Source organism: Pelagihabitans pacificus, assembly GCF_009371985.2.
GTDB classification, from domain to species: Bacteria; Bacteroidota; Bacteroidia; order Flavobacteriales; family Flavobacteriaceae; genus Pelagihabitans; species Pelagihabitans pacificus.
In genome coordinates this window covers 303,036-328,200 of the sequence record NZ_VIKU02000001.1, presented here as the reverse complement: position 1 = coordinate 328,200, position 25,165 = coordinate 303,036, and the positions used below count along the sequence as shown (strand labels likewise).

The 25,165-nt window shown below is 45.3% G+C and carries 23 protein-coding genes; 17 read left to right on the top strand and 6 right to left on the bottom strand.

Translation table 11 applies throughout. The features are described from left to right. Nucleotides 1–35: 35 nt before the first annotated feature. From FK220_RS01530 to FK220_RS01520, 3 genes are read left to right on the top strand one after another with little or no spacing between them, the layout of a single operon-like run. Nucleotides 36–845, top strand: coding sequence for an RNA polymerase sigma factor (locus FK220_RS01530; RefSeq protein WP_152572518.1), 810 nt, complete (start codon nt 36–38; stop codon nt 843–845). Then, nucleotides 842–1,291, top strand: a complete 450-nt coding sequence (locus FK220_RS01525) for a hypothetical protein (RefSeq protein ID WP_152572517.1) — start codon at nt 842–844, stop codon at nt 1,289–1,291. Before FK220_RS01530 ends, FK220_RS01525 begins: the two co-directional genes overlap by 4 nt. Continuing rightward, on the top strand, nt 1,288–1,707 hold the full coding sequence (locus FK220_RS01520) for an MGMT family protein (RefSeq protein ID WP_152572516.1): 420 nt from the start codon (nt 1,288–1,290) through the stop codon (nt 1,705–1,707). The genes FK220_RS01525 and FK220_RS01520 overlap by 4 nt, the downstream gene beginning before the upstream one ends. On the opposite strand, the gene ppgK is transcribed toward FK220_RS01520, so the two are convergent. The 3 genes from ppgK to FK220_RS01505 all read right to left on the bottom strand — a co-directional run bounded on the left by ppgK (nt 1,704) and on the right by FK220_RS01505 (nt 4,590). Beyond that, nucleotides 1,704–2,453, bottom strand: coding sequence for a polyphosphate--glucose phosphotransferase (ppgK, locus tag FK220_RS01515; protein WP_152572515.1), 750 nt, complete (start codon nt 2,451–2,453; stop codon nt 1,704–1,706). The two genes, FK220_RS01520 and ppgK, sit on opposite strands and share 4 nt — an antisense overlap. A gap of 65 nt (nt 2,454–2,518) precedes the next feature. Next, complete coding sequence (locus FK220_RS20230) at nt 2,519–3,337, bottom strand: NUDIX hydrolase (RefSeq protein ID WP_317168297.1); 819 nt, start codon at nt 3,335–3,337, stop codon at nt 2,519–2,521. Continuing rightward, nucleotides 3,334–4,590, bottom strand: a complete 1,257-nt coding sequence (locus FK220_RS01505) for a hypothetical protein (RefSeq protein ID WP_152572514.1) — start codon at nt 4,588–4,590, stop codon at nt 3,334–3,336. Before FK220_RS01505 ends, FK220_RS20230 begins: the two co-directional genes overlap by 4 nt. A 172-nt stretch (nt 4,591–4,762) precedes the next feature. Between FK220_RS01505 and FK220_RS01500 the strand changes: the two genes are divergently transcribed. Continuing rightward, nucleotides 4,763–5,938 carry a family 16 glycoside hydrolase gene (locus FK220_RS01500; RefSeq protein WP_152572513.1) on the top strand — a complete coding sequence of 392 codons (1,176 nt, stop codon included), beginning with the start codon at nt 4,763–4,765 and terminating at the stop codon, nt 5,936–5,938. Nucleotides 5,939–5,969: 31 nt separating this feature from the next. On the opposite strand, the gene FK220_RS01495 is transcribed toward FK220_RS01500, so the two are convergent. Together FK220_RS01495 and FK220_RS01490 are read right to left on the bottom strand one after the other, a co-directional pair. Continuing rightward, complete coding sequence (locus tag FK220_RS01495; protein ID WP_152572512.1) at nt 5,970–6,653, bottom strand: cell division ATP-binding protein FtsE; 684 nt, start codon at nt 6,651–6,653, stop codon at nt 5,970–5,972. A gap of 6 nt (nt 6,654–6,659) precedes the next feature. Continuing rightward, complete coding sequence (locus FK220_RS01490; protein WP_152572511.1) at nt 6,660–6,947, bottom strand: hypothetical protein; 288 nt, start codon at nt 6,945–6,947, stop codon at nt 6,660–6,662. A 142-nt stretch (nt 6,948–7,089) separates the two neighbouring features. Here FK220_RS01490 and FK220_RS01485 point away from each other — a divergent pair, with 142 nt between their 5' ends. The 12 genes from FK220_RS01485 (at nt 7,090) to FK220_RS01430 (ending at nt 22,392) form a co-directional block, all read left to right on the top strand. Beyond that, the gene (locus FK220_RS01485) at nt 7,090–10,110 is read left to right on the top strand and encodes a tetratricopeptide repeat protein (protein WP_152572510.1); all 3,021 of its coding nucleotides are present in this window, start codon (nt 7,090–7,092) and stop codon (nt 10,108–10,110) included. 15 nt (nt 10,111–10,125) lie between these two features. Next, the gene (locus tag FK220_RS01480) at nt 10,126–11,895 is read left to right on the top strand and encodes a TonB-dependent receptor (RefSeq protein WP_152572509.1); all 1,770 of its coding nucleotides are present in this window, start codon (nt 10,126–10,128) and stop codon (nt 11,893–11,895) included. Nucleotides 11,896–12,071: 176 nt separating this feature from the next. Then, the gene (locus FK220_RS01475) at nt 12,072–12,944 is read left to right on the top strand and encodes a helix-turn-helix domain-containing protein (protein ID WP_152572508.1); all 873 of its coding nucleotides are present in this window, start codon (nt 12,072–12,074) and stop codon (nt 12,942–12,944) included. A 52-nt stretch (nt 12,945–12,996) separates the two neighbouring features. Next, entirely contained in the window at nt 12,997–13,581 is a 585-nt protein-coding gene (locus FK220_RS01470) for an SRPBCC family protein (RefSeq protein ID WP_152572507.1), read from the top strand. Next, entirely contained in the window at nt 13,578–14,054 is a 477-nt protein-coding gene (locus tag FK220_RS01465; RefSeq protein WP_152572506.1) for an SRPBCC family protein, read from the top strand. Before FK220_RS01470 ends, FK220_RS01465 begins: the two co-directional genes overlap by 4 nt. A 62-nt stretch (nt 14,055–14,116) precedes the next feature. After that, the gene (locus tag FK220_RS01460) at nt 14,117–15,154 is read left to right on the top strand and encodes a heparin lyase I family protein (protein ID WP_152572505.1); all 1,038 of its coding nucleotides are present in this window, start codon (nt 14,117–14,119) and stop codon (nt 15,152–15,154) included. 99 nt (nt 15,155–15,253) lie between these two features. Next, entirely contained in the window at nt 15,254–16,402 is a 1,149-nt protein-coding gene (locus FK220_RS01455) for an OmpA family protein (protein ID WP_152572504.1), read from the top strand. A gap of 112 nt (nt 16,403–16,514) precedes the next feature. After that, nucleotides 16,515–17,318 carry a transthyretin-like family protein gene (locus FK220_RS01450; protein WP_152572503.1) on the top strand — a complete coding sequence of 268 codons (804 nt, stop codon included), beginning with the start codon at nt 16,515–16,517 and terminating at the stop codon, nt 17,316–17,318. A 121-nt stretch (nt 17,319–17,439) separates the two neighbouring features. Next, nucleotides 17,440–18,210 (top strand): NYN domain-containing protein, encoded by a 771-nt coding sequence (locus tag FK220_RS01445; RefSeq protein ID WP_152572502.1) that lies wholly within the window; start codon nt 17,440–17,442, stop codon nt 18,208–18,210. Between the two features lie 58 nt (nt 18,211–18,268). Further along, complete coding sequence (locus FK220_RS01440; protein ID WP_238718863.1) at nt 18,269–20,068, top strand: DUF885 domain-containing protein; 1,800 nt, start codon at nt 18,269–18,271, stop codon at nt 20,066–20,068. A gap of 80 nt (nt 20,069–20,148) precedes the next feature. Then, nucleotides 20,149–20,568 (top strand): hypothetical protein, encoded by a 420-nt coding sequence (locus FK220_RS01435; RefSeq protein ID WP_152572501.1) that lies wholly within the window; start codon nt 20,149–20,151, stop codon nt 20,566–20,568. 201 nt (nt 20,569–20,769) lie between these two features. After that, the gene (locus FK220_RS01430) at nt 20,770–22,392 is read left to right on the top strand and encodes an amidohydrolase (protein ID WP_152572500.1); all 1,623 of its coding nucleotides are present in this window, start codon (nt 20,770–20,772) and stop codon (nt 22,390–22,392) included. An 80-nt stretch (nt 22,393–22,472) separates the two neighbouring features. Here FK220_RS01430 and FK220_RS01425 read toward each other — a convergent pair whose 3' ends face one another. Further along, nucleotides 22,473–23,012 carry a DUF2911 domain-containing protein gene (locus tag FK220_RS01425; RefSeq protein WP_152573620.1) on the bottom strand — a complete coding sequence of 180 codons (540 nt, stop codon included), beginning with the start codon at nt 23,010–23,012 and terminating at the stop codon, nt 22,473–22,475. Between the two features lie 242 nt (nt 23,013–23,254). On the opposite strand from FK220_RS01425, the gene asnB reads away from it, so the two are divergent. Continuing rightward, nucleotides 23,255–24,925, top strand: a complete 1,671-nt coding sequence (asnB, locus tag FK220_RS01420) for an asparagine synthase B (RefSeq protein WP_152572499.1) — start codon at nt 23,255–23,257, stop codon at nt 24,923–24,925. The last annotated feature ends 240 nt before the right edge of the window (nt 24,926–25,165 follow it).

Sequence of the window (25,165 nt, the reverse complement as noted above, 5' to 3'; positions counted from 1 at the left end):
CACACTTGCTATCTTTCTGAAGTCTAATTAAAAGGATGGTAAGGAAAACACTTGAAATACTGGTGGAAAATGCGAACCGGGGTGATAAAAAATCATTGGAGAGGGTAATCGTGGGCATCAAGGATATGGTCTATAATCTCTCCCTTCGGATGCTCCTGTTTCCGGAGGATGCCGAGGACGCCACCCAGGAGATTCTCGTAAAAATCGTAACGCATCTGAGTATGTTCAGGAACCAAAGTAAGTTCAAGACCTGGGTATATCGGATCGCAACCAATTACTTATTGACCATTAAGGGTAAAAAGAACAGGGAATTCGCCATGGACTTCGAGGCGTATGGAAAACTCATCGATACCGGCCATTCGGAAACCATTGCCTACACCCAAAATAAGGGGGAACAACGCTTGTTGGAGGAGGAGGTCAAGATAAGCTGTACCCATGGCATGCTTCAGTGTCTCAACGAATCGGGAAGATTGGTGTATATTCTTGGGGAAATCCTGGAATTCAATAGCATCGAGGGTGGTGAAATCTTAGGGATTACCCCTGAAAATTTTCGAAAACAACTATCAAGGGCCCGCTCAAAACTTCGAAATTTTCTACAATCGAAATGTGGATTGGCCAACGCGGACAACCCTTGCCGCTGCCACAGAAAGATCGACCATCTGATCAGTGAAAAATTAGTGCTTCCTGAAAAACTGCGGTTCGCTTACCAAAAAAAACGAAGTTTAGACTTGATGAAAACCATCGACACCTTGGAGCGCTCTGCTGCCATTTTTCGTTCCACTCCTCAATTTGCTACCCCTGAGAACGTGGTACGGAAGATAAGGGAAACGATTCACCTCTTATGAAGCCCTCAAAGTTCAATGTCAAGGAATTTCTGATGATTACCTTGATTACCAGTATCTGGGTAAACCTATCGGAAGTGTTTCGTTATTTCGTATTTGTAAAGCCAAGAACCAAAGCGTTCTTTGACTTTAAGGAAGGTATTGCCGAAATGAATTGGGGCATTTTCTCGGTTTGGGGTGCATGGGATATGCTCTTAACGGTAATGGTGGTGATTACCTTCTGGATGTTTGCAACCCTCTTCGGGAACAATCGGCGAACCGTACTTCTGGCAGGGACCTTCTCATGGGTTTTTCTTTTTGTCCTTTTTTGGATAGCAACTGCCAATATGGGGCTAGCAAACTGGGAGCTACTTCTGATCACCCTTCCCTTAAGCTGGTTAGAGATGGTGGTCGCTAGCTATATTGCTTCGAAACTGTATGCAAAATCCTTAAAAACAACCGCTGTATGAAATCTCCAAAAATAGTGGCCGTGCCCGAAAAAATGCAAAAATACTACGGTACGGGATCGATGCTACATCCCGAAATCGGAATGGTGGAAGAAGCCATTGCTTTGGTTCCCTTTGGAAAAGTTATCACTATCGATACTTTGGCAAGAGCGCTTGCCCAAACTTATGGGGCCGATGTCACTTGCCCTTTGCGAATAGGGAATCATCTAAAACGACTTTCAAAGACAGCAAGTCAACTGCCTTTTTGGAGAGTCGTCAGAACCGATGGCTACCTGATCAAGTTCGATAATTGGGAATACTGGGCCACGGTGTTGGCAAAGGAGGGTTTTGTGCTGAAATTCACGAAGTCAAATCAAGTCAAAGTAGGGATGCAATCACATCAACTATTTCAATTTTCAATAGGAGGTGCTGACCATTAATCTTTTGGTCCTTCGTGCAAGGCAGCCGCCGCGGCACCAACGATTCCGGCACTGTTTCGGAGTTCCGCGGGGATAACCCGGGTATCGATCGTGATATAATCCTTATACTCGTCAAAGTCCTTGGAAGCACCTCCGCCCAAAATAATAAGATCGGGTGAGACTAGTAATTCGACGAGCTCCAGAAATTTATTAAATCTTTTGCCCCATTGCTTATAGGTGAGTCCTTCCCGTTCCTTGGCCGAATCGGCGGCCCAAAGCTCTATTTTGGAATACTTTTTATAGGGAATCTGTCCTAATTCAAAGTTGGGTATGAGTTCCCCATCCCAAAAGGCGCCACTTCCGAGACCGGTACCTATGGTGATCATGATGACCAATCCCTTTTCACCTTTTCCAATACCGTAATTCATGGTGGCATAGCCGGCAGCGTCCGCGTCGTTCACAACGGTCACGGGTAAGCCTGTGTATTCGGAAAAAAGTTCCTTCACGTTGCAATTCATCCATTTCTTATGGAGATTGCCAGGGGATTTGCAGATGCCGTGTCTGATGATGGTTGGAAATCCGACTCCTACAGGGCCTTTGTGGTCAAAATGTTCGACGATTTCAGCCACTACTTTGGCCATCGGCTTGGGCTTTCTGGATGCCGGGGTAGGAATACGGTAGCGCTCCGTTATCATTTCCCCGGTGATTGAATTTACAAGAGCCCCTTTGATGCCGGAACCTCCGACATCGATTCCCAAAACTTCCATTAATTGGTTTTAAAAATTACGGCGTAAAAGTAACAAAAAAGATTCGCTCACCTACCAAATGGTTGTTATAGTAGTAGCCCTTTGTTGTGCAGATAGTCAAAAATAAGTTCATCCACTTTGGAAACCTTGTCCCTGTCGGCGTAGCGAAGCCATACCATTTCCTCAATTTCCGCATCGGGCTTCAGTTTACCTGCATAGTTACCGAAATAACAGGTCATCCGTACAAAAATTCCCGGTTGATGCCCATCGGCCTGTGCCTCAAAAATTCCCATAAATTTCAAGGTGGGTAGTTGGAGGTCAACACTCAATTCTTCCTTGATTTCCCTATAGAGCGCCTGGCCATCGGTTTCTCCGACCTCTCTTTTACCCCCGGGGATGTAATAGTTGACTTTGCCTTTACTCCGGGTACTAAGTATTTTTCCGTGCTCCAAATGTATCCACGCCAATTTGTCGATAATCTGATCGGAGGGCTCTATGTAGTAATCGATCGAGTTCAATGAATGGTTGGGATCGATGATGTCGAGTACCTTATCGATAAATTTTCCGAAACCGGTTAAGGTATCTAGCTGTTTGTTACGGCCCAAGGCACTCGAAATGGTCTCGTCGCGGTTTCCGAAAAGATACCCCTCTTTTTTTATCCAGAGCAGATTCAATAGATACATCATCATCACATTACCCAATTGATCGATCGAGATCGCGATCTTGAGGAGGTATTCACCCAGACCTCTTAGCCCTTTTGTAGATAGCGAATGAAACAGCCCATATACAAATCCTATGGGTCCGGTTACCACCAACAGGACAATAGATATTAAAAAGAGCAAAATCCCTATGAAGGGGTTGACTTTCCTATCGGCTTGATAGACTTGTTTCTTAATAATCATCATTGCTGCCCAAATTTAGTTTCATACAGTGTGTTGCCCTTGTTCCCTAATCTTAGGTGATACACCGAACCAGTACCCTCGAAATGAATCTTGATTCCTACTATTTTCTTTGCCTGCCCGGGTACTTTAAAGGTATACGCAAGTCGATTGTTCACAAGAATATCGAGTTGCCCATTTTCAGCGATGCATTCGAGGGTAGCTGCCTTCTTAAAATCAACGCCAAACCCGGAGAGGTCGGTTTTCTTGCCGTCTACACTTTGGTCGAATGCCATCAACGACAGTTCGGAGGTACATCCCTTATCGGACAGGGGGAAAATCATTGCGCCCCCATCATATAACAGGGTTATCTGGGCCCCTTGACACACATTGATGCCTTTGTAGTAATCGTTTTGAAGCGTCACGGAAAGTTCGAATTCGTTCGTGTAAAGTTCTCCGAAGTCCCTGACCTGATAAAAACCTACGACGGTTCGTGAAATACTTGGATTGATGGAATAAGTCTCCAACGTACGGGGAGAAATCGCCAGTCGATCGTTTTTGATATACGCTTCCCTTTGAAGGTAAATTGGAAGCGTATCCCTTTCGATAACCGCCAGCCAGTCGCTAGTAGGAATAAAAACATCATGTTCATTTACGATGGTGCCATCAACGACCAATTTTGCCTTGAAGAAACCGGGACGGTAATAGATGCAGGTCGCAATACTATCTTTTTGATTTACCTGGATCCTTTTTCTGGAATCCCAACTTTGTTGAATCTCGATTTTAGCGCCTTTTTCAGCAACGGATGCATTGTATTCAAAAACCACCGAATTTGGGATTCCATCGGCAACCGGTCGGCTGTTGAAGTAGAATTCCCGAGGTTTGTATGGTGTTTTCATATTTACGGGATCCGAGGCACTGCGCCAGATAAAACCAAACAACAGTCCTAAACATAGGATGCCCAAAACAAGATATGTACCGTACGATGTTAGCAGGGACTGTAGCGGTTTTTTTGCCGTTCTTTTATTCTCCCGACTCTTAACAAAGCTCCTCCAATTGTCGTGTCCCAAAAATTCCGAAAGAATATCCAAGGTGGCGATACTAGGATTGGCGACCCATTCGGCCCTGCCCCATATTCGTTTTAAAGTGGTAACACTAAGGCGTTTATGGGTAGTATTAAAAATTTGTTCGCTAAGCGCTTCAAAGTCCCTGTTCGTCCATGTGTCACCGCTTCCCCAGTCGAGTTTTTCCTCAATTGCCGCTACCAAACGGTTTTTCATATGTAAGGTCGATTTGTCCATAAATGTAACAAGGGCATTTCGGGCGATCGGCCTTGAACAGAATTAAACAGGATTGAACAAGACGAACAAGCGGCCGACCGGCATTAGGGGATTAATTTTAGCGTTCATCAAAGTTAATTTTAAAATGCAAATGGAACAAAAAGCGAACATCATGGTTAAAAAAGTATTTATTGGCATCGGCATGCTGCTACTCTGTAGTATGGCGAGCGGGCAAAGAAAAGGTAAAGGTAATGGAAGGGAAATCAAAGTTCCCATGACCGCCGAACATTGGTCGCCTACGACCGATAATGCAGCGTTTGTTACCCATCGGTCGGTACCGGCGGTACGCAGTAACAATGAGCAAGGGTTTGGTATAGCCCTGAAGGATTTTGAATTCACTGACGGAATTATCGAATACGATGTGGAGCTAATGGGGATGGGTTTTCCCGGAATCGTTTTTAGATCTTCAAAGGATTCGTTGAACTCCGAGATATTTTACATTCGCTATTTCGGTACTCCAGACCCATCCAAGAGAACCACGTTGCAGTACGCCTCGGTTCTAGACCGAGTGAACATGTGGGATATGACGGATGACTATCAGGCAGCGGCAACGATTTATGAAAAAAGATGGAACCATATAAAACTGGTAGTACATGGGAGGCAGATGAAAGTCTACGTAAACGACATGCAAGAAGCCGCTTTGCATGTTCCCGCCCTGGAAGGGGAAAATAGCTCGGGCGGTATCGAATTAACAGGGAACGTGATTTATGCCAATTTTAAGATACGACCCGACGCGACCGAAGATTTGACACCGGAACCAGGGTACGATGCCACTTACAACGACTCTCGCTATTTCCGCAATTGGCTGGTCACCGAACCGATGGTATTTCCCTTCGGGAGAGACCTGCTTGTAGGTATTCCCAGAAACCCGGGAGTCGCAATCGACACCATGTTGTTCGATAGTACGGCCGTATGGAGGCCTTTGAAAGCAGAACGTCGGGCTCTTGTAAACCTTACCCGATTGTATGGGGAAACCAAACAAGGGGAAAGAAGGTTGGCATGGATCAAAACGAAAATCACGTCCCAAAAGGAACAGGAACGGCGTATTGATATGGGCTTTAGCGATGAGGTGTGGGTCTTCATTAACGGACAACCATTGCATACCGATCAAAACTACTACGGATCCCCAGGAATGAAAGAACCGCGCGGTAGATGTACCATCGAAAACACTTCGTTTAAGCTACCCTTGCAGGAAGGCGAGAATGAATTGCTCATCGGAGTGACGAATTATTTCTTTGGTTGGGGTATTATTGCACGTTTGGATCAAGCAGACGGCCTGGAGTTTTAGCGCCATATCCGAGCGGATAAGTAAAACTAGGTCAGACCGCCCGTTGTACCACTTCAAAGACCTTTCCCCCATCACATTTCAAGGTTTTGGAAGGAAATTTTAATATGAGCGCATAGTCATGGGTCGCCATTAAGATGGTTCTGCCCGTTTTATTGATATCCTGTAATACCTTCATGACCTCGACACTGGTCTGGGGATCAAGGTTTCCGGTAGGTTCATCGGCGATAATCAATTCCGGGTCGTTTAAAAGAGATCGAGCGATGGCGATGCGCTGTTGTTCCCCTCCGGAAAGTTCGTGGGGGAACTTAAAACCCTTGGTCTTCATTCCTACCTTTTCGAGCACGCTCTCAATTTGGGTATTCATCTTTACCGTATCTTTCCAACCGGTTGCCTTCAGAACGAATTTGAGGTTGTTATTGATGTTGCGGTCAGGGAGTAATTTGAAATCCTGGAAAACGATCCCCAGCTTTCTACGCAAAAAGGGAATGTCTTTTTCCCGAAGCTTCTTCAGATCGAAGTCTACGATGCTACCTTCCCCTTTTTTCAATGGGATATCCCCATAAAGGGTTTTCATAAAGCTGCTTTTGCCGCTTCCGGTCTTACCGATAAGATATACAAATTCCCCGGATTTGATTTCCAGCGTCACATCCTGTAATACCAGGCTCTCTTTTTGAAAAATCGAGGCGTCCTGTAGCTGTAAAATAGTTTCCGACATGAAAGTTTACTTTTTTTCGGGATTGTTTTTTTGCCACACCCAATAGATAACATCCCTGAAATCGATTTTAGCGGCTTTCACCAATTTCGGTATTTCATTCAGTTGGCCATCGGCAAGGGTCAAAATGGCCTTCCTGGCGTTTAAAAGATTCCATTCGGATCGGGCCATTACATGTTCCAAGGTAAGCTCCGACAAAAGACTTTTTACCTTTTCCCTTTTTTTCAAGGTGTAGTCGGCAAGGATTTGTTCCTCAATTTCGTTGGCCATTTGCAACACATCCTCTTGTTGGTTCATCCCCTTTTTTGTTGATATAAAAGTAATAAGTTCCGTGGGATAAGAGATTGCCCTTACCAGAAAATCTTTTCCTTTGAAAAACCCAAAATATACTTAGGCACCATATTTGACGTTATATACTCTAGTAAATAGTTAGAACGCTATGTTTAAAAAAACAACCGCTTTTCTTCCCTTGTTCTTGGGAATGGTATTTGTTGGTTTTTCACAGGAAACCAAAGTCTATACCCACGACGATAAAGACTATCAAGATGCCCTGGCACTTTATAATAATGAGCAGTATCAAGCTGCACAGACCATCTTCGCCAAGGTAAAGAACAGTACCGATAATTTAGAAACCAAAGCGAATAGTGCTTACTACGAAGCCAATGCCGCAGTGCGTTTAAACCAGTTGGGAGCGGACCGGTTGATGGAGGATTTTGTAGAGAAATACCCCACCTCCACGAAGCGAAACTCGGCCTTTGCCGACGTGGCGGAATACTATTTTGAAACGGGAAAATATCCGTACGCGCTGAAATGGTACAACAAGGTCGACCAAAATGCGCTCTCCCGTAAGGAAATGGATAAGTTCAACTTTAATTACGGGTACTCCCTGTTTTCTTCCGGGAAGCAAAAGGAAGCGGAACGTTATTTGGACAAGGTGAGCGATTCCCCCGTTTATGGATCCCAGGCAAAATATTATATGGGTTACATTTCTTACCAACAAGATGACTATGAAGAGGCGAACCAACGTTTTGACGAGATCAATGACCCGGAGTTGTTGGAAGAAAAGCTTAGTTATTATCAGGCCGATATGAATTTTAAGCTGGGCAAGTTCGAGGAGGCCATTGCCTTGGCCAAGCAGCAAATCCCAAAATCGGACCGGACCGAAAAATCGGAACTCAATAAAATCATCGGCGAAAGTTATTTTAATCTAAACCAATACGCCAATGCGATTCCCTATTTGGAACAATACAGGGGAAAAAGGGGCAAATGGAGCAATACCGATTATTATTTGTTGGGATATAGCTACTACAAACAAGGCGATTTTGCCAATGCCATTCAGCAATTCAATAAAATTATCGGAGGCACCAATAGCGTATCGCAAAACGCGTATTACCATTTGGCGGAATGCTATTTGAAGTTGGATAAGAAACAGGAGGCACTCAATGCTTTTCGAAACGCCTCGCAAATGGATTTCTCCCCGGAAATACAAAAAGACGCCTATCTGAACTATGCCCGCCTCAGCTACGAGATAGGGAATGCTTATGAGCCCGTACCCCAGGTAATTTCCGATTATCTGGAAAAATACCCGAATGATTCCCATACCCAGGAGATGCAGGAGTTGTTGGTAGATTCGTATATCACCTCCAAAAATTTTGCCGGGGCAATGGAACTATTGGAAAAGAACAGGGGTTTTGCCAGTAAGGCCACCTACCAAAAAGTCGCCTATTACCGTGGGATTGAATTATTTCTAGACGGCGATCATGCCGGAGCCTCGGAGGCTTTGCAAAAATCGCTCGATAGTGCGGAGGATATGCTCTTTAAGGCAAGGGCCAGTTATTGGAAGGCAGAGTCGGATTATCTGCTCAATCGTTTTGATGAGGCATTGGCAAACTTCTTGGCTTTTCGGCAAAACCCAATGGCCTCGTCGACCGAAGAGTACAAGGAATTGAACTATAATTTGGCCTACACTTATTTCAAATTACGTGATTATCCGAAGGCCATTTCAAACTTCACCGATTTTACCGACTCCGGCAGTAACGATACCCAAAAACTATATGACGGATACCTCCGCTTGGGGGATAGTTACTTTGTGACCAGAAAGTATTGGCCCGCCATTGAAACCTATAACAATGCCCTGGCCTTATCAGGTCCCCAAAAAGATTATGCCGCTTATCAGAAGGCGATGAGTTATGGTTTTGTGGATAAAAGGGATACAAAAATTGAAGAGCTCGACCGTTTTGTGTCGGCCTATCCAAAGTCGACTTTAAAAGATGATGCATTGTTCGAACTGGGCAACACCTATGTCTCTACCGGACGCGAGCAGCAGGGCCTCCAGACCTACGATCGCTTGATCGATGAGTACAGAGGCAGCTCATTGGTGCCTCAGGCAATGATGCGACAAGGACTGGTGCACTATAACGCCAGTCGAAACGAACGGGCCCTAGGTAGATTTAAAAGTGTTGTGCGCGATTTTCCCAATACACAGGAAGCGGTGCAGGCCGTAGCGACCGCCAAGTTGATCTACGTGGATATGGGAAGGGTCGATGAATATGCCGCTTGGGTGAAAGATCTTGATTTTGTGGAAGTTACCGATTCCGAGTTGGACAATGCCACCTTCGAATCGGCCGACAAACAAAATCTGGAAGGTAAAAAAGAGGCGGCCATCAGGGGATATGAAAAATATATTCAGCAGTTCCCAAACGGATTGCATTCCATCAAGGCCAATTTCAACTTGGCGCAATTGTATTTCGCCAAAGGTCAGAAAGAAAAAGCGCTTCCCCATTATAAATTCGTAGCCGATAAGGGGGGGAGTGAATATGGTGAACAGGCATTGACCCGAGTGTGTGAAATCTATATAGGAAACAACGATTATGGGAACGCCCTACCGTATCTGGAGCGTTTGGAAGCCACGGCCGATATTCAACAGAACCGAACCTTTGCCCAGTCAAACTTGATGAAGGGCTATTACCAGCAAAAAAACTATGACCAGACCCTGGCCTATGCCGAAAAAGTGTTGTCGACTTCAAGTATCGACAATCGCATAAAAAGCGATGCACAAATCATGATTGCCCGTTCGGCCATTGCCACCGGCGATGTGGCCAAGGCGGAATCGGCCTATGAAGAGGTCCTTAAGATTGCAACGGGTGAAACGGCTGCCGAAGCCCTATATTACAATGCATATTTCATGAACCAATCGGGCGAATACGAAAACTCGAATAACGCTGTGCAGAAGTTGGCGAAAGATTACGCTGCGTACAAGGAATGGGGCGGTAAGGGACTCATAATCATGGCAAAAAACTTTTATGCATTGGGCGATGCCTATCAGGCGTCCTATATTTTGGAAAGCGTAATAGGGAATTTTAGCCAATATCCGGAAATCGTTTCGGAGGCGAAAGGCGAACTGGTCATTATTAAAGCAAAGGAAGCAAAAAGCAATTCATCGGTCGATCCGGGGAACTAACTAATAGAACACGGTATGCAAAAGCACATTTCATTTGTAATGATTTTCTTGTTGGGTGTGGTTTCGATAGGCAACGCCCAAGAAGAAGAAAGAGACTTGGGTACGGAGACGGTGACCGTAACGAAGGCTTATTCGCCTACTATTTCGGATGCCTTTAAAATCAAGTCGATGCCCAATCTGAACGATTCCATCGTCTTACAGAAAAAGAAAATTGAATACAGCATATTTTCAGTGCCTGTTGCCTCGACCTTTACCCCTGCCAAAGGAAAAGCCTCAAGGGTCAAGAAAGTGCCACCGCCCGAACTATTCAATTCCTATGCCTCCGCTGGGGGCGGTAACCCCGCAAATCTGATGGCCAAATTCTACACGAGTAGGACCATTGATCGTGAGTCGGGTTATACGGTAGGTCTCAGTCATAATTCTTCCCGGGGCGATATCGCGGGAGTTATTTTGGACAATGTGTATAGCGATACTGAATTTGAGGGCTCCTATAAAAAAAGAGATCGTGATTTCGATTGGGGCTTTGATATAGGGGCACAGCATCAACTATATAACTGGTACGGACTGCCGCCCGACACTTTTGATCCGACCACCTTTGGAGGGATCGATGAACGTCAAAACTATTTTATGGCAGAGGCCGGCGGGCATATCAACGTGGAAGACTCGTATTTTAAAAGTGCCCGATTGCGGTACCGTCGTTTTTGGGATGCCGTGAAATCGGGGGAGAACAGAATCGTTTTTCAGCCTGCCTTTGAATTTCCGGTATCGGAGGAAACTTTTGGCATTGCCCTAAAAGTCGACTATGTAAACGGCAGTTTTGAAAACGCTCCCTTGAATTTGCCGACGAATGATATGGGTAGTAATTATAGCAACCTACAGGTAGGAGTAAATCCAAGCCTTACTATGTTACGGGATGACCTCTCATTGAATCTTGGTGTTAACATTGTCTATGGCTTCGATGCGGAGCAAAGCGACAGCAACTTTTACATCTATCCGGCAGTCACCGCTTCTTATCGACTGTTGGACGAATTTGCCATCGTCTACGGTGGAATCGAAGGAGCGTTGCGGCAGAACTCCTATTATGGTTTTGTAGAGGAGAACCCTTTTGTATCGCCCACATTCGGCCTCGTACCCAATTTGAACATTGTGCCTACCGACCAACAGTACGATGCCTATTTGGGACTTAGAGGGCAACTTTTGCCGAATTTGAGTTACAATGTCAAAGGTTCTTATATCGCGGAAAATAGAAGGCCGTTGTTTTTGTTGAATCCCCAGAACACGGCACGCACCGACGAGAAAGGCTATTATTTTGGGAACTCCTTTACGGTGTTTTACGACGACATTGGAACCCTGGGTGTCTTTGGTGAGTTGAACGTTGATGTGAACCGTAACTTTACCATGGGGGTCAACGCCGAATACTTTAACTACAACACCGAAAGCGACAATCCCGCGTGGAACCTCCCAGAGGTAACCGCCTCTTTGTTCATGGATTACCAAATCGGGGAGAAGTGGTTCATGGGAGCAAACCTTTTTTATGTTGGGGAGCGGGAGGATGTAGCCACGGTAGCGACTCCAAGCGGCATATTTTCCGAGTTTCCGGCTACTATCCTGACGTTGGATAGCTTTTTTGATGCCAATGTGCACGTAGGCCACCGGTTGAGCAATCAATTATCGGTATTTCTGAAAGGGGCCAATCTGGCCAACAACAATTACCAGCGCTGGGCCAACTTTCCGGTCCAGGGTCTACAGGTATTGGCAGGGGCCACCTATAAGTTTGATTTTTAGATATTATCGACAGCTCCCCCTGTCTGTAAGAAAAAAAGTTGAATGGTACGGGTATTCGCTGTGAACGATACAATCTTCTTAAGGAACAAAGGGCTACAATGGCTAAGCATTTGACCTTTTTTGACCAATGACTCCCTCGAAAATCCTCTAAATTAGTGTTTTGAACATTTTATGAAATGATCAAACACTATCAACAATTTGACCTTTTTGGAAAGAAGATTTTTGAAAAGGCGATTATAGAGCCGCCATTTCGGGGCTTCTACCATATGCCCAACGAAGCCTGCTTTTTTTATTTAAAGGAAGGCAGTTGCAACCTATTCGCACCTTCATCAAAAGTAAAGATGAAGATAAAGGAAGGGGTGGTGTTGCAGTGCGGTAATTATCTTTTTGAGATGCTCAGTTCCGGCGAGTCGACCTATGGAGAAGCACTTGCCGTGCATCTACACCCCGAGGTCTTAAAAATGATTTATGACAAGGAATTCCCCGATTTTCTGTTGGAGGTAGATAAGGTACGGCCCTTGCGGATGGAACGGTATCCGGCGACCGAGCTGTTGCGGAACTATATTGAAAACCTGGAGTTTTATTTTGATAATCCACACCTGGTCAGTGACGAATTATTGAAACTCAAATTAAAGGAACTAATTTTGCTTTTGGCACGGACCGATAATGCCGAGACCGTGCGTACGGTCTTGGCCAGTTTGTTTTCCTCGGACGAAATAGGATTCAAAGAGGTTATTGAAAAAAATGTGTACAACAATTTGAATTTGGAAGAACTTGCACAATTGGCAAATCTTAGCCTTTCCTCGTTCAAGCGGGAATTTAAAAAACACTATAAAAGTCCCCCCGCGAAATACATCAAAAAAAGAAAACTCGAAAAAGCAAGCAAATTGCTTAAAGGTACCCGGATGCGGATTTCGGATATCGCCTATGACTGCGGCTTTTCCGATTTGGCACATTTTTCCAAGTCATTTCAACGGAACTTCCAGCTATCACCCACCTCATACCGAACGGACCTAATGACCAGATCTATGACCGAAACGAACAAGTGAAAGCATAGCGAAGTTCGAATCTTTGTAGCGTATAACCTTTAAACATACAAAGATGAAAAATTCAAGTCGTTTGGGTGCGCTATTGGTATTTGTAATTACCATGGCGGCACACGCCCAAGAACAGAAAAAAGTACAGGCCTTCAAAGTGAGCAAGGTAATCGATGTCCCTGCCGAACAGGTTTGGCAAATCATTGCCGAGGATTACGGTGCCATAGCCTATTCCCATCCCAAGATTATTTCTTCTGAATATGTAAACGGAAGTCTCATGGGAGGGGAAGGTGCGGAACGCGTCTGTAATTTTAATGAAAAGGGGACCAAGTTCCTAAAGGAGAAAATGGTAGACTATGACCCGGAAAACATGCGTTTTGTCAATAAGGTCTATCAGGCTGGTAAATTTCCGGTCGACCCCGATTATACCAAGGCCGTTTATAAGGTAGATGCAATGGCCGATAACAAGAGCCGAATATCCTTCGATATGCAGTACCGTACCAAACCGGCTATCATGGGCGGTATAGCGAAAGGCGGTTTCAAAAAACTTATAGAGGATTACTTCATTGCCATTGAACACCACGCCAAGACCGGCGAAAGGGTGACCAAGGAGAATTTCAAAGCAATCAAAAAACAATATGCCAAATGAAAAGCATAGCGCAGCACGCGAAGGGTTTCACCCTGCAGCCCGAAACCTTTAGGGTATCCCACGTTTTCGACAGAACGCCCGAACAGCTATGGCCCGAAATTGTGAACCACCGAGGGATGGTCGATTGGATGCCCGGCATCAGCTCCGTTGAAGTAATTCAAAATGAGGAAGGAACCGAGGGGCTCGGATGCAAAAGGGTATGTCAATTTGGAGCCGAAACCCTTCACGAGCGGATTATCCTCTGGGAAGAGAATGAAGCATATGGATATAAAATCGCCGATAATACCCTGATTTCGGACCATGTTGCCTACGTTACCCTACAGGCTCAGGGAAACGAACGTACGAAGGTCACCTGGATACAATACATGAAACCCAAGGGTAATTTCCTAAAACAATGGCTCATGAAAAAAGTGATGTTTCCAAAAACCCTTAAAAAAGGACTACGCAATTTGGAAAAACGTATGGTAGCTTAATTCAAATAATTGTTTAATTGTAACGTTATCATATAGAAAATCTTAGTCTTTATTTGGGAACGATGTATCTTCGTATTCTTGCTGCTTTTTTGGTTTTTTCACTTTTTTTGGGTTGTGGTACGGATGAACCGGTTGAAAATACGATAGAACCGCAATCATCAGGGGGCTGTAGTCAAGAGACACTATTGGAATCTTTTACCGATACGGAAGGGAACACCTTGTTTATTTATGAAAATGGGGAGGCTTATTTGGAGCGGAATGGTACCTGTGAATTTGCACTTCAATATTTTGATGACGACTTTTTATCCAAAAACTATGAAATTAGTGGCTCGGGAGCTTTCTTGAAAGCCGATGAAGGTCTAGTGCCTGTCAAAAATAATTTTGAGGAAGACTTTGAGGCAGAACCGAATTTTATCGATCTTTTTGTTTCCGATTTGGATGATGAACGTCTCTTTTGGACCAATTTTACCTTACAGGGTCCCATGGCAAAAGAAGTTTCCGACTACGTACGGTTGAGCCAATGTATTTTGTCGGGATCTTGTGATTTTCTGGACAACAGGATTGATATCACTTCGGATCCAATCGACCCGGGGAATCGGGTAGCGCGATTTGAAGCTGTAAGCCCAACGGTCGATATGGTAACCTCCAAGGCCAGTATGACTTCCATTTTAGGTTATTTTGCCAAAGGATCGCATATATGGTTCGAGGGCGATTATTTTATTGAAACTGGGATGCCCTATAGTCTTGTGGATTTCGAGAGTTCCTATTTCGAAGGTTCGCCAGGGCCAAGGGTCATTATTACCAATGGCAAATTGGCTTTCAATAATAAGTTTGGAGCCAAACTACAATACGAAACTACTTCCGGAATCATGGTTCCCTCGGGCGAATGGTTTACAGTGAAGGTACACCTCAAATTAAGTAATTCAGAAAATGGTATATTGGAGTTGTGGCAGAACGGTGAATTGGTAATAGCGGCAACTGGTATCAATCTGCAGACTGCCAATGGACTCCAGAATATTCTGGAGGTGGGTATTTCCGCTATCGATGAGGCGACCGTTCTCCTTATGGACAATATCAAAATCTCCGATACGGCTTTTTAACATGCTGGGTAAGACAACCCGAAATAGTTACTTTGGTCGAGGAAGTGGTACCGCTAATCCATAAATTCCTACTTTAGAGCTTATGAAAGTCCTATTGTGATGGCTCTTACAGGTGAAAAACGATTTCCACTACTCTTTTGCTTGGGTATCTTCGCGGTCGTAAATGCCCAAAATCTGGTAAAAAACCCCAGCTTTGAGGACCACACCGAGTGTCCTGAGCGTCTGGGCCTTTTCGATGCCAATGTAATCTCTTGGTCCTGTCCGACTATCGGAACCACTGACTATTTCAATGCCTGCAGTACCGCTATGGGGACGCCCGACAATTTTAAGGGGCGACAACCTGCCGACTTTGGGGATGGCTATGTCGGTCTTTATGTATACGCCCCTGATGACTATCGCGAGTACCTTCAGGCAGAGTTGACAGAGCCACTTAAAAAGGGGCAAAAATACCAGGTCTCCTTTTACGTGAGTCTCGCCGAAAAGTCCGACTCGGCCATTAAGGAATTTGGGGTACTGTTTTCAAATTTCGAACTCAAGATCAACACACAAAAAGACCTCTCCAAAAAGCGCCGCTATCAATTACCGGGACATCGGTACAATTATATGGAAATCGGCTACACAAACTTTTACGCCGACACCAAGGATTGGATTTTGGTCAGTACCCAGTTTACGGCAAAAGGCAATGAACGTTTTATGATGTTGGGGAATTTCAAGACCAATGCACGCACCCGATTGTTCAAGACCAAGAAAAAATCCAATCAGGGAGCCTACTATTATTTGGATATGGTCTCGGTAACCACGGCCAAAAAGCAAGACGAGCCGACCGAGCTTATCGCAATTGCGGATGGTAAGGAAACCAAGGATATCGAATTAGATCGCAACTATATTTTTAAGAATGTGCTTTTTGAGTTCGACAAATCGAACTTATTGGAGTCTTCGAAAATGGAACTCCAAAAGATCTATGCACTTTTACATTCCAATGCCAACCTTCATATTGTGATCAATGGGCATACCGACGATGTAGGAACGGAAATCTATAACCAGCGGCTTTCGAGGGACAGGGCCGCCGCAGTCGCCACATATCTACAAAAATTGGGTATCTCCAAGGAGCGCATCGATTGGCGGGGCTATGGCGGTGCAAAACCTATCAGCGAAAACGACACGGAGGAAGGCCGCCAGCAAAACCGACGGGTCGAGTTTGTCATTAGCAGAACCTCGGGCAAGGAGGCGGCTTTGAAATTGCAATGACAAACCAGTCTTGTTTCGCCGTACATTTTGAAGGAATTCACTATAGATGCCATTCTATTTTCTTCCAATAGTCAAAAAAAATTGAACTAACTTGTAAGTACAATTGATGACTATGGGATATCTAATTTCGGGCAACCTCAGTGGCTCGCTGCCACGCAGTTCCTTTGAGTTCCTGAGCAACGTATCGGTCAAAATCTATCGTACGCAAAAAGGAAAGGATAACCTAAGACCACCTAAAGGGGTGAAAGGTGACATCCAAGTGTTGGATGGGAATGAGGTAGCCTTCAAAAGGGAATTGCTTGTCGGGGAAGGTACCACCGATGCCAATGGCTACTATAAAGTAAAGTTGGCCGATACCTACAACCGTGGCCCGGTCAGCATCGATGTAGTGATTACCGAGGTGCCGTATCAAAAAGGGAAACAGGATAAGAGGGTACAGTGTTTGGTGAAAACGTTGCAACCCTTTTGGCGAAAACAATCCGAGCATCATCACTTCAGTTTTAACTACCGCTTCCCCTATGAATTTTGGGGTGTCCTAAGGGCCCAGTTCGATGCCTGGATGATCTTTGGCCATGTGAAATCGACTGGGAATATTCCAACGGTCGAGGGTTTGAGAGTTACTGCCTATGATGTTGATTGGATTACGGACGACCTTCTGGGTACCGCAGTGACCGACAGTTCCGGGTTTTTTCGTATTGATTATACCAGTTCGGATTTTAAGAAAACCTTCCTAACCCCCTTGATCAATGTAGAAACACCATTGACCGCCCTCCCGGGTCCAGGGGTTTATTTTAAGATTGCTTCCAAGGAAGGTGACCTACTCTTAGAAGAAGCCAGTACCATGGGAAAGACCGATGAACGAAAGAACGTTCCACACTGTTATTATGTGGAGTTATCCATAAATACAAAAAGATAAACACTATTGCCGGTACCCCGATTAATCCGGCTGACCCTTCCATCGAAGCTAAAAACCCCGTAACTTCGTATCATTATCGGCAGTAAAAAAAAGAAGCCAAGATTAACCAACTATTTAAAAAATGGAACTCAACCTAGCAGTACTCATCGATGGTGATAACATTCCCTCGGCCTATGTAAAGGAAATGATGGAGGAAATCGCCAAATATGGTAACCCCACCATTAAACGTATTTATGGTGATTGGACGAATCCTCGTTTGGGCAAATGGAAAAACATTCTTCTGGAAAATGCGATTACCCCGATCCAACAATACGGCTATACCCAAGGGAAGAATGCTACCGACTCCGCGATGATTATCGATGCCATGGATATTCTTTATTCTGGAAAGGTAAACGGGTTCTGTATCGTAAGCAGTGATAGCGATTTTACCCGATTGGCAACACGATTACGGGAGGCAGGGATGCAGGTATTTGGAATCGGGGAGCGAAAAACCCCGAATCCGTTTATCGTGGCTTGCGACAAATTCATCTATATCGAAATCCTAAAAAATCAATCGGAGGATGAGGATACTTCGGGTACGAAGACCCAATCGGCCGTTAAAAGCAGTGTCGATAAGATTACCGCAAAGGAAGTCCGATGGATTTCGAACACCATCAACGACTTGGCCGATGACGACGGCTGGGCCTTCTTGGGTGATGTGGGCAGTTTGCTACAGAAGAAACAACCAAATTTTGACTCAAGGAATTACGGATTTCAAAAATTAACCCCGTTGATCAGTTCCATACCTAACTTTGAGGTGGAACGCCGGGAAGATTCAAAGGGGCGTAAGAAGCTCATCTACGTAAAAATAAAGGAAAAACCGAAGCCTAAAAGACGTTCCAGGAAGTCCTGATACTGTCGTAAAGTTACCTCTTCCAATCCTACTCGTACCCATGATCAAAAAACTTTTTATGGCAAGTCTATCCGTTGCGATGCTTGCCTCCTGCAAAACCGAAGACAGAAAATCCGATGCAGTTTCAAACAAACCCATTGACAGCATTTTTGCCGAGTTTTACCAATTCAAAAAAAGCATCAATCCCATCGAGGCGACCAAAGCGGGATATTCCGGATACAACGATACGATAGCGAACTATATTTCCGACCGGTATCAGAAACATCTGGTTGAAAACTATGGTCGCTTCCTGGAGCAGCTCTCTGCCTACGACTCCACCGAACTAACGCCAGCCCAATGGATGAGCCTTCGTGTAATGCAGTGGGATTGTGCCATCAAAAAGGAAGGATTGACCAACAAACTGGTGACCATGGCGTCACCTATTTACGACCTCCCCAGTTTTGAGCTAATGCCCCTTATTCAGATTCAATCCCTACACCTTTATGTGGCGCAGTTGGCCGGGGGTACCAGCGTGCAACCTTTTGGGACGGTAAAGGATTATGACAATTGGCTCGAGCGGATCGACGATTACGTGATATTCTTGGATGCTTGCGTCGTAAAAATGAAGGAGGGTATCAAGCAAGGTGTGGTACTTCCAAAAAGCCTTACCAAAAAAATGATTCCCCAATTAACCGGGTTCATCGAGGCACCGGTGAAAAGGCACCTCTTTTACACGCCCATCCTGAATATGCCCGATACCTTTATCACCACCGAACGCGAACGGCTCGATAAAGCGTACACCAGTGCGATTACCGAGAAGTTGATTCCCGCCTATACGAGGTTGAACGATTTTTTAACCAACAGCTACGTACCCGCATGCAGGGAAACATCGGGGATTGGTGCGCTACCCCATGGACCGGAGACCTACCAGTATCTGATACGGTTGCATACTACCACCAACATGACCGCCGATGAAATCCATGAACTGGGAAAAAGCGAGGTCGCCCGTATTTCGGAGGAGATGGAAAAAGCCAAGAATGCCATTGGTTTTCAAGGGGACCTGAAGGCCTTTTTCGACCATGTTCGCAATCACGGGGAACAGATGCCCTTTACACAACCCGATCAGGTCATTGCCAATTTCAATAGCATCCGGGAACGCATCGATAAAAAATTGGGGCAGGTATTCGACCTGAAACCGAAGGCCGGTTTTGAAGTACGCCGTACGGAAGCTTTTCGGGAAGCCTCCGCCAGCGCCGAGTATGTACCGGGTTCAAAGGATGCCACACGTTCAGGAATTTTCTATGTACCCATTCCCGATGTACGGAATTACAATAAGTTCGCCGATGAGGCGCTTTTTTTGCATGAAGCTATTCCCGGTCACCATTACCAGTTATCGCTGCAACAGGAAAATGAGTCCTTGCCCGAATTCTTGCATCCGGAAAGCATGGGGGTCTTTGTAGAAGGGTGGGCGCTCTACGCGGAATCTTTGGGTAAGGAATTGGGACTTTATGAAGATCCTTATCAGTACTTCGGGATGCTTAGTATGGAGATGCACCGTGCCATACGATTGGTGGTGGATACTGGAATACATGCCAAGGGATGGACCAGGGAAGAGGCCATTCAATACTCTTTGGATCATGAGGCAGAGTCCGAGGAGGGTATTATCGCGGAAATTGAAAGGTACATGGCTACGCCGGGGCAGGCACTCTCTTATAAAATAGGACAACTTAAGATACGGGAACTACGCGACAAGGCAACTGCCTCTTTGGGAGATTCCTTTGAGGTAAAGGAGTTTCATAATCAGGTCCTGAACTCCGGGAGCCTTCCACTCATATTATTGGAGGAAAAAATTGAGGGATGGATTGCGTCTCAAAAGTAGGCCTGGCACGGTCATTGTTATGATAGCATAAATTATTTTGTTACATTTACCCCAGTAGCTTAGCAATAAAATATCAAACCATGAAAAGTATTTCCGCCTTTGTTCTTGTTACCTTGTTTTTAGTAATTTTTCCTACCAAGGCCAACGCATCCGAAACATGCGATAATGGTATGGATGCCATCGATACCGTTTTTGCCAAGGATGATTTGGTCGGAGGTTGGGCCTATACCGTGCAGGGAGCCCCAGCCGGTTATGAAAAAGGGTTTCTTTTAATCGTTAAGGAAGGCAAAGGGTACAAAGCGCAAATTCAGGTTGGCGGGGGAACTTTAATGGCAGAGAATATTTCCGTAAAGAAAAATACCATGACGTTCGATGTAATGGTAGAAGGTCAGAAAGTAGCTGTTGTGTTGACCGCGAATGGAAGCAAACTGACCGGAACCAGTACCTCGGCGGAAGGAGTCTTTCAAATCAGCGGTGAAAAAACATTATCTGCCGGATAATGGGTTGTCCTCATTCGGTGTTTAACAAGAATATCTCGGATCGCCCCCTGCAGATGCGTGTAAATCCAACCTTTCCCCTTATAAGATACATGCTTTCCCTTAAATTTTAGGGATGAAGCCTAATCATGACGATGCATTCAGGTTTTGCCCTTGGGATTCATGTCTTTTATTTATTTTTAGCGACTCTTAATACGAATGAGGATGAAAAAAGTATGGATACTGGTTCTCGCCTGTGTGCTATCCAGCTGCGAATATTTTAAGGAGAAAGTAGATTTGGTGGTCTTCAATGCCAATATCTATACGGTAGATGAGGGATTTTCAAAAGCACAGGCCTTTGCGATCAATAAAGGGAAATTTATCGCTGTCGGGTCTACGGAGGAAATAAGGGACGTATACACTTCAGACCGGCTATTCGATGCCGACGGTCGAACCATTACTCCAGGACTTATTGATGCCCATTGTCATTTTTACGGACTCGGTCTTAATCAACAGCTGGTCGATCTTACGGGGACCAAAAGTTATGGGGAAGTATTGGAAAGGGTACAACGGTTTCAAGAGGAGAACCCAAAAGAGTTCATTCAAGGTAGGGGGTGGGACCAGAACGATTGGGAAATCAAGGAATTTCCAACGAAAAAAGAACTCGACGAACGATATCCCGATATCCCGGTGGTCTTGGAACGTGTCGATGGTCATGCGTATTTGGTCAATCAAGCCGCTCTGGACAGGGCAGGAATCAAATGGAACACCAGGGTAGATGGCGGTGAAATCGTTAGAGGCCCCTTTGGCATTACCGGGGTCTTGGTAGACAATCCCATGCGTTTGATCGATTCCATTATGCCACCTCCAAACCTTCAAACAAAGGTACAGGCATTAAAAGATGCAGAGCGCATCTGTTTCAATTATGGGTTAACGACGGTAAACGATGCCGGACTTGACCGGGCTACTATTGAACTAATAGACAGCTTGCAGCAGATAGGCGAACTCTCGATTCGAGTATATGCGATGGTCAGCAACATCCCCGACGATGTAGACCACTTTATCTACAAAGGCCCCATGAAGACAGACCGGCTAAATGTAAGGTCGGTAAAAGTGTACGGCGATGGAGCCTTGGGGTCGAGAGGTGCCGTATTGAAAAAACCCTATACGGATAAATGGGGCCATTATGGTGCCATGGTAACGCCTGTGGAGGAAATCGAAAAGCTCGCGGAACGCATCGCCATTTCGGAATACCAAATGAATACCCATGCGATTGGGGACTCTGCCAATGCCGTTGTGTTGAGGTCCTATCAAAAAGTGTTGAAAGATCGTCCCGATAGAAGATGGAAGGTAGAACATGCCCAGCTGGTAGATTCCCTTGACTTCGATTATTTCGGCGAGGGCATCATCCCGTCCATCCAACCTACGCATGCCACTAGCGATATGTACTGGGCCGAGGATAGGGTAGGACCGGATAGAATGAAGGGTGCGTACGCGTACAAAAAACTGTTGGACAAAGCAGGAATGGTAGCGTTGGGAACCGATTTTCCCGTTGAGCGGGTGAGTCCGTTTCTAACCTTTTACGCGGCAGTGGCCCGAAAGGATACAGAGGGTTATCCCGAGGCTGGTTTTCAAATCCAGGATGCGCTCTCTAGGCAAGAGGCGTTAAAAGGTATGACCATTTGGGCGGCCCATTCAAACTTTGAGGAAAATGAAAAGGGAAGCATCGAGGTAGGTAAATTCGCAGACTTTACCATCTACAGCGCCGACCTGATGACAGTTCCTTTAAGCGAGATTCCGAACATACAGGCCGAGCAGACCTTTATTGGGGGCGAGGTCGCGGAGTAACCCTTACCCTTGGTGATTTATGGCGAATAAAAAACCCAAGGTCGAAAAACCTTGGGTTTGCAAATCCGTTCGTTTTTCTTTTACATCATGATCGGCACGGCAACGCGCGTCGTGTCCCATCCCATGACCATATGAACACCACCTTCGACCTCTTTGAAGGCAATGGAAAAGGCTTCCAATGACTTTTCGTCGCTAGACGCCGCGGCACTTACCCGTGCTACATCGCCGCCTTCTTTGTAGAAATAAGAGCCCCATTGGTTGAGATTGTCGTGCAAAATCACTGTCCACTCTTTTTCTCCTGGGATGGTCAGTAAGGCATAGGTTCCGGCTTTCACGTCTTGTCCACCAAAATTCACGTCCTTGTAGAACGTAATCTCGGGGGCTTCATTCGCACCGGTTCTCCATACCTCGCCCGGTTTGGCAAGTTCGGCAAGGGAGCGTCCCTTAAGCTGTGGACGGCTGTAAATGATACGCACCGCTTTGTCCGATACTTTGTAATCGGATGGGTAGGAAGCGGCATCCATGGGACTTTTATCCAATCCGCTGAATTCCTGTGCACTGGTTTCTGTTACGAATACCATGGCGACTGCCATGAGGGCAAGAGTAAATACTTTTTTCATCATAGTGTTTGTTTTAGTGTTTCAAAGCTAGTTAACTGAATTTTTACAATCCTTTAAAAAGTCGTTAAAATTCGGCCAACTTACAGAATAACCGAATTTTAATCGATAACAAAGGAATCGACAACTATCCATAACCCAAAGAAATGTTTGTGTAACAAATAATAACCAAATTAACTATATCTGTTTTATAATTAAAACAATAAATTCATCTTTGTATTCAAATTGATTGTAAAAAAGTTGTTATGTGTGGAATTGTATGTGCCTTTGATGTGAAGCAAAGTACGGAAACGTTGAGGCCTCAATTATTGGAAATGTCAAAAAAAGTGCGCCATCGCGGACCGGACTGGAGCGGTATTTACGCGGATGACAAGGCCATTTTGGCCCATGAGCGTTTAGCAATTGTAGATCCCGCTTCAGGCAAGCAACCCTTATTCAGTCCAGATGGAAAATTAATATTGGCGGCGAACGGTGAAATTTATAACCATAGGGAATTGCGGAAGCAGTTCGAGGGAACCTATCAGTTTCAAACGCAATCGGATTGTGAGGTCATTTTGGCACTGTATCAAAAAAAAGGCGTTGACTTCATCGACGAGATCAACGGTATCTTTGGTTTTGCGATTTATGATGCCGAAAAAGATGAATACTTCATCGCCCGTGATCATATGGGAATTATCCCCTTATATATCGGATGGGATCAGAACGGAACCTTTTATGTAGCCTCCGAATTAAAGGCTTTGGAGGGTACTTGTTCCAAAATTGAGTTATTTCCTCCAGGCCATTACCTCCACAGTAAGGAAGGCGAGTTGAAACGTTGGTATACACGGGATTGGATGGAGTATGAAGCGGTAAAGGAAAACGAGACCAGTATTAGAGCCGTCAAGGAAGCTTTGGAGGCAGCGGTCCATCGCCAGCTGATGAGTGATGTTCCTTATGGGGTATTGCTGTCGGGAGGGTTGGATTCCTCCGTTACCTCGGCCATTGCAAAAAAGTATGCCCAGAAACGGATCGAATCCGACGATGTCGCCGATGCTTGGTGGCCCCAGTTACATTCGTTCTCGGTAGGCTTGGAGGGGTCACCCGATTTGGCTGCGGCACGGAAAGTGGCCGACCATATCGGAACGGTGCATCACGAAATAAAATTTACCATTCAGGAAGGTCTGGATGCGATCAAGGATGTCATCTATAACTTGGAGACCTACGATATTACAACTATTCGCGCGTCCACGCCAATGTACCTGATGGCACGGGTCATCAAATCGATGGGTATCAAAATGGTGCTCTCCGGCGAAGGGGCCGACGAACTTTTTGGAGGCTATCTGTACTTTCACAAAGCTCCAAGCCCGAAAGACTTTCACGAAGAGACCGTCCGTAAGTTGGATAAGTTGCATATGTACGATTGCCTTCGGGCGAACAAATCCTTGGCCGCATGGGGCATTGAGGGCCGTGTGCCCTTTTTGGACAAGGAGTTTATGGATGTCGCCATGCGTATCAACCCCAAAGACAAAATGATCAACGGCGAACGAATGGAAAAGTGGGTAGTGCGTAAGGCTTTTGAGGATATGTTGCCCGAAAGCGTTGCCTGGCGACAGAAAGAACAGTTTTCGGACGGTGTAGGCTACAGCTGGATCGATACCTTGAAGGAAGTGGTTGAGAGGGAAGTCAGTGACGAACAATTGGCAAACGCACGTTTTAGATTTCCTTTGCAAACCCCCACCAATAAGGAGGAGTTCTATTACCGTTCGATATTCGAATCGCATTTTCCAAGTGATGCGGCCGCCCTGTGCGTACCGCAGGAACCCTCGGTAGCTTGTAGTACCAAAATCGCCTTGGAGTGGGATGCGGCATTCAAAAACATGAACGATCCCTCCGGAAGGGCGGTCGCACAAGTGCATGAGGATGCGTACGAAAAGTAGTGCTATGATATGAATTGTCGGTTTTAAAAGTTTGATATTGAAAACGAATAAAAATACCTGAAGACAAATTCTGTTTCATTCAGTTTTTATTTTAATTAGTCAATTGACCCTGATGTTACCGTCAGGGTCTTTTGGTCTTGAACAAGTCTGTTTTTCACTGCTGAAAATGATTGCTCGAAAGCTGCCTGTTTTTCAAATGTAATTTTCGTTTTTCCAATGTTTTACGGCCGGTTTTTTCCA

What these genes read in the sequence shown, in the direction of transcription:
- FK220_RS01530 (WP_152572518.1), top strand. Translation starts at nt 36, where the DNA reads ATGGTAAGGAAAACACTTGAAATACTGGTGGAAAATGCGAACCGGGGT.
- FK220_RS01525 (WP_152572517.1), top strand. Translation starts at nt 842, where the DNA reads ATGAAGCCCTCAAAGTTCAATGTCAAGGAATTTCTGATGATTACCTTG.
- FK220_RS01520 (WP_152572516.1), top strand. Translation starts at nt 1,288, where the DNA reads ATGAAATCTCCAAAAATAGTGGCCGTGCCCGAAAAAATGCAAAAATAC.
- ppgK (WP_152572515.1), bottom strand. Translation starts at nt 2,453, where the DNA reads ATGGAAGTTTTGGGAATCGATGTCGGAGGTTCCGGCATCAAAGGGGCT.
- FK220_RS20230 (WP_317168297.1), bottom strand. Translation starts at nt 3,337, where the DNA reads ATGATGATTATTAAGAAACAAGTCTATCAAGCCGATAGGAAAGTCAAC.
- FK220_RS01505 (WP_152572514.1), bottom strand. Translation starts at nt 4,590, where the DNA reads ATGAAAAACCGTTTGGTAGCGGCAATTGAGGAAAAACTCGACTGGGGA.
- FK220_RS01500 (WP_152572513.1), top strand. Translation starts at nt 4,763, where the DNA reads ATGGTTAAAAAAGTATTTATTGGCATCGGCATGCTGCTACTCTGTAGT.
- FK220_RS01495 (WP_152572512.1), bottom strand. Translation starts at nt 6,653, where the DNA reads ATGTCGGAAACTATTTTACAGCTACAGGACGCCTCGATTTTTCAAAAA.
- FK220_RS01490 (WP_152572511.1), bottom strand. Translation starts at nt 6,947, where the DNA reads ATGAACCAACAAGAGGATGTGTTGCAAATGGCCAACGAAATTGAGGAA.
- FK220_RS01485 (WP_152572510.1), top strand. Translation starts at nt 7,090, where the DNA reads ATGTTTAAAAAAACAACCGCTTTTCTTCCCTTGTTCTTGGGAATGGTA.
- FK220_RS01480 (WP_152572509.1), top strand. Translation starts at nt 10,126, where the DNA reads ATGCAAAAGCACATTTCATTTGTAATGATTTTCTTGTTGGGTGTGGTT.
- FK220_RS01475 (WP_152572508.1), top strand. Translation starts at nt 12,072, where the DNA reads ATGATCAAACACTATCAACAATTTGACCTTTTTGGAAAGAAGATTTTT.
- FK220_RS01470 (WP_152572507.1), top strand. Translation starts at nt 12,997, where the DNA reads ATGAAAAATTCAAGTCGTTTGGGTGCGCTATTGGTATTTGTAATTACC.
- FK220_RS01465 (WP_152572506.1), top strand. Translation starts at nt 13,578, where the DNA reads ATGAAAAGCATAGCGCAGCACGCGAAGGGTTTCACCCTGCAGCCCGAA.
- FK220_RS01460 (WP_152572505.1), top strand. Translation starts at nt 14,117, where the DNA reads ATGTATCTTCGTATTCTTGCTGCTTTTTTGGTTTTTTCACTTTTTTTG.
- FK220_RS01455 (WP_152572504.1), top strand. Translation starts at nt 15,254, where the DNA reads ATGGCTCTTACAGGTGAAAAACGATTTCCACTACTCTTTTGCTTGGGT.
- FK220_RS01450 (WP_152572503.1), top strand. Translation starts at nt 16,515, where the DNA reads ATGGGATATCTAATTTCGGGCAACCTCAGTGGCTCGCTGCCACGCAGT.
- FK220_RS01445 (WP_152572502.1), top strand. Translation starts at nt 17,440, where the DNA reads ATGGAACTCAACCTAGCAGTACTCATCGATGGTGATAACATTCCCTCG.
- FK220_RS01440 (WP_238718863.1), top strand. Translation starts at nt 18,269, where the DNA reads ATGGCAAGTCTATCCGTTGCGATGCTTGCCTCCTGCAAAACCGAAGAC.
- FK220_RS01435 (WP_152572501.1), top strand. Translation starts at nt 20,149, where the DNA reads ATGAAAAGTATTTCCGCCTTTGTTCTTGTTACCTTGTTTTTAGTAATT.
- FK220_RS01430 (WP_152572500.1), top strand. Translation starts at nt 20,770, where the DNA reads ATGAAAAAAGTATGGATACTGGTTCTCGCCTGTGTGCTATCCAGCTGC.
- FK220_RS01425 (WP_152573620.1), bottom strand. Translation starts at nt 23,012, where the DNA reads ATGAAAAAAGTATTTACTCTTGCCCTCATGGCAGTCGCCATGGTATTC.
- asnB (WP_152572499.1), top strand. Translation starts at nt 23,255, where the DNA reads ATGTGTGGAATTGTATGTGCCTTTGATGTGAAGCAAAGTACGGAAACG.